Annotated in this window: 1 protein-coding gene and 1 pseudogene; both read right to left on the reverse strand. The window is 43.7% G+C overall.

Features of this window, described 5'->3' with window-relative positions:
- Positions 1-165 (reverse strand): annotated as a pseudogene (locus tag KIV40_RS27750) (amino acid transporter); the annotation flags it as partial.
- A 5-nt stretch (positions 166-170) separates the two neighbouring features.
- Positions 171-626, reverse strand: coding sequence for a GNAT family N-acetyltransferase (locus tag KIV40_RS27755; RefSeq protein WP_285352414.1), 456 nt, complete (start codon positions 624-626; stop codon positions 171-173).
- Positions 627-963 lie beyond the last annotated feature (337 nt).

The following is a 963-nucleotide window of genomic DNA, read 5'->3' on the forward strand; positions in this document are numbered from 1 at the left end:
CCGTCACGCCAAAACTGATAAGAAGTGCATCAGAGACAGCGCACACTAACAGACGATAAACACATGTTGTTTTTTCAAACCCGGCTTCAATACAAAGGCATTTTGCGAACCGATAGCCAGAATCAACGATAGGCCAAGAGAAAAGCCGGATAAATACGTTGCCATGCTATCTAGATATCAATGGTCATAAATTGGCTGTGTGGATCGAGCTTGTAATCTGCGAATGGCTCACAATAACGAAAGCCAAACTTTTCATAGAGGTTTCGGGCTGGTTTAAAATACTCTTCACTGCCCGTTTCTAGGCTGAGTGTTTGATAACGACGCTCTGAAGAAACATCAAGAACATGCTGCAACAGTTGACTTGCTACCCCACCCTTTCTTGCGTCACGCGACGTGCGCATCGATTTAAGCTCTGCGTGTTGTGGTTCTAGCTCCTTAATCGCAACGCAGCCGAGCAGTACATCAGCCTTCCAAGCACTAAAGAACGTAATGTCTGCTGCTTTTAATGCGCTTACATCAAGTGCGTGAACACTTTCCGCTGGTGATGTGGCATACATGTCCGCTAAATGCTCTTCAAGCAAAGCGATGACATCTCCACCTGACAAGTCATCTTTCCTGATTTCCATGAGTCTCATTCCTTTATCGTGTTGATATAGCGCAGTTTATTTGCTTAAGTAAGTCATTCAGAATAACTGAAGCTTCATTTACAGTTCAAGATCAAAAATATGCCTTTATAGAGAAGGCCTATCGGCACATACCCATATACCTCTACATAAAACGATATCCAGCCAAACGCCACTCACGAAAAAATCAGTGGTCGTGACGACAAACACTTTTTGTTTCTCTTTGCAAAATGAGTCCCTTACGATGCGCCACCACTCCATTTCTAAGCACATTGCTAAAGGCCAACATGCGCACCAATGCACTCTATACCGATCTTTCTAGTTACTACGATCTCATGTG

The organism is Vibrio sp. D173a, assembly GCF_030248475.1.

Bases quoted from the DNA above. Each gene is read 5' to 3' on its own strand.
- KIV40_RS27755 (WP_285352414.1), bottom strand. From the start codon at position 626: ATGGAAATCAGGAAAGATGACTTGTCAGGTGGAGATGTCATCGCTTTG.